Annotated in this window: 6 protein-coding genes; 4 read left to right on the top strand and 2 right to left on the bottom strand. The window is 63.0% G+C overall.

Translation table 11 applies throughout. The annotated features are described in order from the left end of the window. The 3 genes from EN884_RS21315 to EN884_RS21305 all read left to right on the top strand — a co-directional run. Positions 1–241: hypothetical protein (locus EN884_RS21315; protein WP_128360723.1), on the top strand; the 241-nt coding region annotated here is incomplete at its 5' end. Between the two features lie 6 nt (positions 242–247). Beyond that, on the top strand, positions 248–493 hold the full coding sequence (locus tag EN884_RS21310) for a cytochrome c oxidase assembly factor Coa1 family protein (protein WP_244514305.1): 246 nt from the start codon (positions 248–250) through the stop codon (positions 491–493). Between the two features lie 193 nt (positions 494–686). Next, complete coding sequence (locus EN884_RS21305; RefSeq protein WP_063170256.1) at positions 687–3,122, top strand: FAD-dependent oxidoreductase; 2,436 nt, start codon at positions 687–689, stop codon at positions 3,120–3,122. A gap of 327 nt (positions 3,123–3,449) precedes the next feature. Here the strand turns inward: EN884_RS21305 and mmsB are convergent, their stop codons facing one another. Next, positions 3,450–4,334 (bottom strand): 3-hydroxyisobutyrate dehydrogenase, encoded by an 885-nt coding sequence (gene mmsB, locus EN884_RS21295; protein ID WP_063168188.1) that lies wholly within the window; start codon positions 4,332–4,334, stop codon positions 3,450–3,452. A gap of 25 nt (positions 4,335–4,359) precedes the next feature. Beyond that, complete coding sequence (locus tag EN884_RS21290; protein WP_013531207.1) at positions 4,360–5,526, bottom strand: isobutyryl-CoA dehydrogenase; 1,167 nt, start codon at positions 5,524–5,526, stop codon at positions 4,360–4,362. Between the two features lie 144 nt (positions 5,527–5,670). Between EN884_RS21290 and EN884_RS21285 the strand changes: the two genes are divergently transcribed. Beyond that, positions 5,671–6,285 carry a dimethylsulfonioproprionate lyase family protein gene (locus EN884_RS21285; protein ID WP_063168187.1) on the top strand — a complete coding sequence of 205 codons (615 nt, stop codon included), beginning with the start codon at positions 5,671–5,673 and terminating at the stop codon, positions 6,283–6,285. Positions 6,286–6,296: the final 11 nt, after the last annotated feature.

The following is a 6,296-nucleotide window of genomic DNA, read 5'->3' as shown; positions in this document are numbered from 1 at the left end:
GCCATGGAGTACGGAGACGGCGCGTGCGGTCAACGAGAAGACCGCCGCTATGGCCGAAGGCGCGTTTGCGGCGCAAATGTCTTTCCTGCAATCGGCGTCGCGGTTCTGGCCGGAAGTCTTTTCCGGCCGCACGCCATCGCTGTTCAACGGGGTTGCGGCGGAGCGCTCGATCAGCGCCGCGCTGAAGCCGGCAAGCCGTGCCGTGAAAGCGAATTTTCGCCGGCTGTCCAACAAGACCTGACCGGGGTTGCAAACCGACAGTTTCTGGGTCGGCGGCCATCTCAACGTCGATGCGAATGGGGCTGGTGACGCCCAGTTCGGCATTCCGGTCCACGGCGCCAGGGGCAAGGGCACGGCCTATTCGACGGCTGTCCGGACAGCCGGCACGTGGAGCCTGCGCCTGCTGGTCGTCAGGGTCGAGGGAGCCGATGCGCCGATCGTGCTGATCAACGAAGATCATGTCCCGATCCCGAATGCTGCAATCGGAATATAGCTAGGCAAAACGCAAAAAAGCGGCCTGAACGCGGGCGCGACAGCTGACAGTTCGGCCGGCTTCGTGGCCCAACAGTCGGGTGACCACTGCAGCGTTCCAGACAAGGAAATATGCTGAAAAGCCGGATGCTGTCTGACAGTATGCGCATGCGTTCATGTGGACCGGTGGCAATTTCAGACAAGGGCACGCGCATATGGTGAGTTCCTTTCGTGCGGTCGTGGTCGGTGGCGGCTGTGTGGGCGCCGGCATTCTCTACGGCCTGGCAAAGCGCGGCTGGACCGATGTGGCATTGCTGGAGCGAACACAGCTTACGGCCGGTTCGACATGGCATGCCGCGGGGCTCATCCCCTCTTACGCGCGCAGCCGCAATGTCGGCCGCATGATCGCCAGATCGATCGCGATCTATGAAGGCCTGGAGGCGGAGACGGGCCAGAACGTCGGCTGGCACAAATGCGGGCAACTGCGCATTGCCAACACGCGCGACAGGCTGGACGAGTACAGAAGCTACATGGACGTTGCCGAGGTCCAGGGAGTGCGGGCCCGGATCGTATCGCCCGCGGAGGCGCGAGAGATCTGGCCGCTGCTCGACAACAACACCATGCTGGGTGCCCTCTACCATCCCGATGACGGCCACATTGCACCCGCCGATGTCACCCAGGCCATGGCCAAGGGTGCACGCGACCTCGGCGCGAAGATCCATCTTGATACCGAGGTCGTGGGTTTCGAGCGGATGCCGAGCGGCGAGTGGAGGGTCAAAACCTCACGCGGCGAGATCGTCTGTGAACATGTCATCCTTGCAACAGGCAATTACGCACGCCAGACAGGCGCCATGCTGGGCCTGGACATTCCCGCGATCCCGATCCTGCACCAGTACTGGATCACCGAGGCGGTTCCCGAAATCGTGGAACGCAAACGGCTTGGTCTTCCGGAGATGCCGATCCTCAGGGACGAGGGTTACGAGGGCTATCTGCGCGAAGAGGGAGACGGGCTGATGTTCGGTCCCTATGAGCGTACCGAGCAGCTCAAGCTGTTCGCCGAAAACGGTGTCCCGGAATGGTTCGGCGCCGATCTGCTCGATGAAGATTTCGATGCCGTTTCCTGGAACTGGGAGCGCGCCACCGAACTGGTTCCCGCGCTCGGGCGCGCCGGCATCAAGCGCAATGTGCGAGGACCTTTCCAGATGACGGCCGATGAGCTGCCGCTGATGGGGCAGGCGTGGGGCCTGGAGAATGTCTGGCTCGCCGAAGGGGTGCCGGGGGGCATCCTTTGGGGCGGTGCGATTGGCTATTACCTCTCCGAACGGATCGTGGAGGGTGGCAACAGCATCGACACGGCGGAGCTGGATCCCCGCAGGTTCGGCCGATACGCCAACAAGAACTGGACCCGGGCCAAGGTCCGGGAAGCCTGGGGCACCCACGCCGTACAGCACTATCCGGGCCAGGACATGCCGGCGGCGCGACCGCAGAAAACGGCCCCGTCCTATGACCGCCTAAGTCAGCTTGGCGCGGTATGGGACGTGTTGAACGGCTGGGAGATGCCGAGCTGGTTTGCGCCCGCGGGTGTCGAGGCGCGCAATGTCTACAGCTGGCGCTGGACCCCCAAGGGGAACCACGTCGCCGCAGAGGTCCAGGCTGTCCGCCACGCCGGCGGTCTGGTCGAGATGACACCAATGACCAAGTTCGAGGTCGGCGGGCCGGGCGCCGAGGGCTGGCTCGACGGAATCCTGGCCAACAGACTGCCGCGTCCCGGTCGTGTCGCTCTTGCCCATCACCTGACGCCGACCGGCGGCGTGCAGGCCGAGTATGTGGTGGCGCGGCTGCAGAGCGACCTGTTCTATCTCATATCGACGCCGCGCGCCGAACGCTGGAACCTTGACGATCTCGGCCGGCTGTTGCCGAAGGACGGCAGCGTGCATCTGCGCAACGTCACGGAGGATCGCGGCAGCTTCACGGTGGTTGGGCCGAAGGCGCGCGACATACTGCAGCCGCTGACGGAGATCGACCTCTCCAACGAGGCCTTCCCATGGTTCAGCGTACAGTCCAGCACCGTCGGCATGGCCAGCGACGTACGGCTGCTGCGTGTCAACTATTCGGGTGAGCTGGGATGGGAGCTCTATCATCCACTCTGCTACCAGCGGCATTTGCTGGATGCGCTTCTGGCATCGGGAGAGGCACACGGGCTGAGGCTGGTCGGACTTCAAGCGCTGGAATCGCTTCGTCTCGATAAATCCTACCGGGCCATGTACCGCGATATGAACCCCGAATTGTCCGCCTGGGAAAGCGGCCTCGAGCGCTTCATCAGCCTCGACAACAGGGACTTCATCGGCCGGGCGGCACTGGTCGCGAAACAGCAGCAGGTTACACGCCGGATCGCCACACTGTCGATCGACACGGATGGTGCGAGCGCATTCGCCTTCGAGGGCGTTTACCGCGAAGGCGAGCTCGTCGGCCACATCACCTCGGCGGGCTATTCCTACACTTTTGGTCACGACATAGCACTTGCGCTGCTGCCCCTGGAACTTGTGTCGCCCGGTACCGAGCTCCAGGTTTCGATCCTCGGCGAGCGCCGCGCGGCAAAGGTGATCGCCGACTCGCCCTATGATCCGGAAGGCGCCCGCGGGCGCATGTGAGGTATCCCGGAGTACAGTTTCCGGTTCATCGATGTCTCAACCGTGCTGCAGGGTAAAACGCAAAAACCGCGCTCCATCGGGAACGCGGTTTTGCCAGATACGCATGGCGCTTCGCTACGCAAACACTTTGCGAAACTTATGGCACTTGTCGAAACTTACGGGCTCCGGTACGCGAGACCTGATCCGGAGCGCCGGACGGATGAGATGTCCGCCTCACAGTCCGTTTTATAGGGACATCGTTACCGCGGAGTTATCGAGAGCTTAAGCAAATCTAAATTTTCATTTTTTCCACCGAAGGAAACCGGAAAAATCCGCCAAATCCGTGGGTTACGCCGGGTTACCCCTGAGAAAATTAATTATGCCGGAGAAATCGACGCCGCCATGTCCCTGGGCGTTGAACAAGGCATAAAGCTGAGCCGCTTCGGCACCGAGCGGCGTTACAGCACCCGCACCTTGCGCGGCTTCCTGGGACAATTTCAGGTCTTTCAGCATCAAGGCGGCTGCAAATCCTGGGTTGTAGTCCCTGTTTGCGGGCGAAGTCGGCACCGGGCCGGGCACCGGGCAGTAGGTGGTCAAGGACCAGCATTGGCCCGACGAGGTCGAGGCGACGTCGAACAGCGCCTGATGCGACAGGCCGAGCTTTTCGGCCAGAACGAAGGCTTCGGCGACACCGATCATCGAAATGCCGAGGATCATGTTGTTGCAGATCTTTGCTGCCTGGCCGGCGCCGTCGCCGCCGCAATGGACGATGCGGCCGGCCATCGGCTTCAGGATCGGCTCGGCGGCAGCGAAGGCATCATCGGAGCCTCCCGCCATGAAGGTCAGCGTGCCGGCCGCAGCCCCGCCGGTGCCGCCCGAGACCGGTGCATCGATCGACGACAGCGCGTGCTTCCTGGCGACGGCGTGGGCTTTGCGGGCTGACTCGACGTCGATGGTCGAGGAATCGATAAAGAGTGCGCCTTGCCTGGCCTTGGGCGCGATGTCTTCGTAGACGGAGAGGACATGCTTGCCTGCAGGCAGCATGGTGATCACCACGTCGGCATCCTTCACCGCGGCCAAGGCATTCGCCATAATCGTCACGCCATGTTCCTTGGCGACGGTGAGGTTTTCCGGAACGAGGTCGAAACCGTTCACCGCATGCCCGGCCTTGACCAGATTGGCGGCCATTGGATTGCCCATATTGCCGAGGCCGATGAAGGCGATCGTCGTCATTGTCTGTCTCCCAGAGTTGCTGGCTTCAACGGCCAATCAGCGCGCGAGCGATGATGACGCGCATGATCTCGTTGGTGCCTTCGAGGATCTGGTGCACGCGCAGGTCCCGCACCAGTTTCTCGATGCCGTAGTCGTGCAGGTAGCCGTAGCCGCCGAGCAGCTGCAGTGCGTCATTGGCGACATTGAAGCCGGTGTCGGTGACGAAGCGCTTGGCCATCGCCGACCATTTGCCAGCATCCGGCGCCTTGCGGTCGAGCTTCGAGGCGGCGGCATAAAGGAAGATACGCGCCGCCTGCAGCTCGGTCTCCATGTCGGCCAGCCTGAATTGCAGCGCCTGGAATTGATTGATCTTCGAGCCGAAAGCCTTGCGCTCGGCGGTGTAGGACAGCGCCTTGTCGAGCGCCGACTGCGCGCCGCCCAGCGAACAGGCGGCGATGTTCAGCCGGCCGCCGTCGAGCCCGGCCATGGCGATGCCGAAGCCAGCGCCTTCGTCGGACAGAAGGTTCTCCGCCGGCACCTTGCAATCCTCGAAGATGACCTGGCGGGTCGACTGCATGTGCCAGCCCATCTTGTGCTCGTTTGCCCCAAAGGAGAGGCCCGGCGCATCTCTGGGCACGACGATGGTGGAAATGCCTTTCGGCCCGTCCGCGCCGGTGCGCACCATGACGGCATAGACATCGCTGTCGCCGGCGCCGGAGATGAACTGTTTGGTGCCGTTGAGCACATAGTCGCCGCCGCTCTTCACCGCACGGGTCTTGAGCGCCGCGGCATCGGAGCCGGAGCCTGGCTCGGTCAGGCAGTAGCTGGCCAGCCATTCCATCGAAGTGAGCTTGGGCAGGAAGCGCTGGCGCTGTTCGTCATTGCCGAAACGGTCGATCATCGAGGCCACCATGTTGTGGATCGAGATGAAGGACGAAAAGGCCGGATCGGCGTGCGACAGCGCCTCAAAGATCAGCACGGCGTCGAGCCGGCCAAGTGCCGAGCCACCGACATCGTCCCTGATATAGATGCCGCCGAGCCCGAGCGGACCGGTCTCGCGGATCACGTCGGCCGGGAAATGCTTGTTGCGGTCCCAATCGAGCGCATTCGGTGCGACACGGTCGGCGGCGAAGGCCTGCGCCATCTCCTGGATGGCGCGCTGCTCCTCGTTGAGTTCGAATTGGCTGGTGCTCGCATCGACCGCGGCGTCCATGGCGTGCTCCCTGTGTGCTGGCCAGCTAGCTCGCTGGCCTGTTGTTTTTGGCTTTGCGCGCGCACCAATCTAGACCAATGATGCCGCCGCGCAACCCGATCCCCTGCGGAGCGGCTGTGCATCAATGCATGTCCGGAGCAAGATATGACGACAAAATTCGATGAACTGCTGGGCCGGTTCCACGCATACCTTGCGACCGTGGATCACGTCCTGATGCGCGATGCCGTGGCCCGGATCGGCTGGGACATGCCGGCTCGCACGCTGGAGCCGCGTCCGCTTGCCTGCCTGCGCCATCTCGATCGCGCCGCCGAACTGGCGCCTCCGGATGCCAAGCCGCTGGTGCAACTGCTTGCCGAACGTCGGAATGATTTCCGCTGGGGGCAGACTTATGGCGAGGCGGACTTCGGGAAAGAGTTCATCGAGAATTACGGCTGGCTGGAAGTGTTCGGCACACGTGGCCACTTTGCCAATGACGCGGCCGCCGCCGGCCTGCTGATTCTTGGACCAGATATCGTCTATCCCGACCACCATCACGTCGCCGAGGAAATCTACATTCCGCTGACCGGCGGCACCGAATGGCGCATGGGCGAGAGCGGCTTTTGCATGCGTACGGCCGGCGAGGTCGTTCATCACGCTTCCAACGTCAATCACGCCATGCGCACGGGCAAAGACCCGTTGCTGGCGCTGTACATCTGGCGCGGCGGGCCGTTGGCGCAGAAATCCGATATCACCGGAACCGTGGCGCAGGGCAGGGACTGATGGCCAAAGCG

Origin of the sequence: Mesorhizobium sp. M7A.F.Ca.AU.001.01.1.1, from assembly GCF_004022735.1 — a bacterium.
GTDB lineage: Bacteria > Pseudomonadota > Alphaproteobacteria > Rhizobiales > Rhizobiaceae > Mesorhizobium > Mesorhizobium ciceri.
This window is presented reverse-complemented; position numbering and strand designations above follow the sequence as displayed.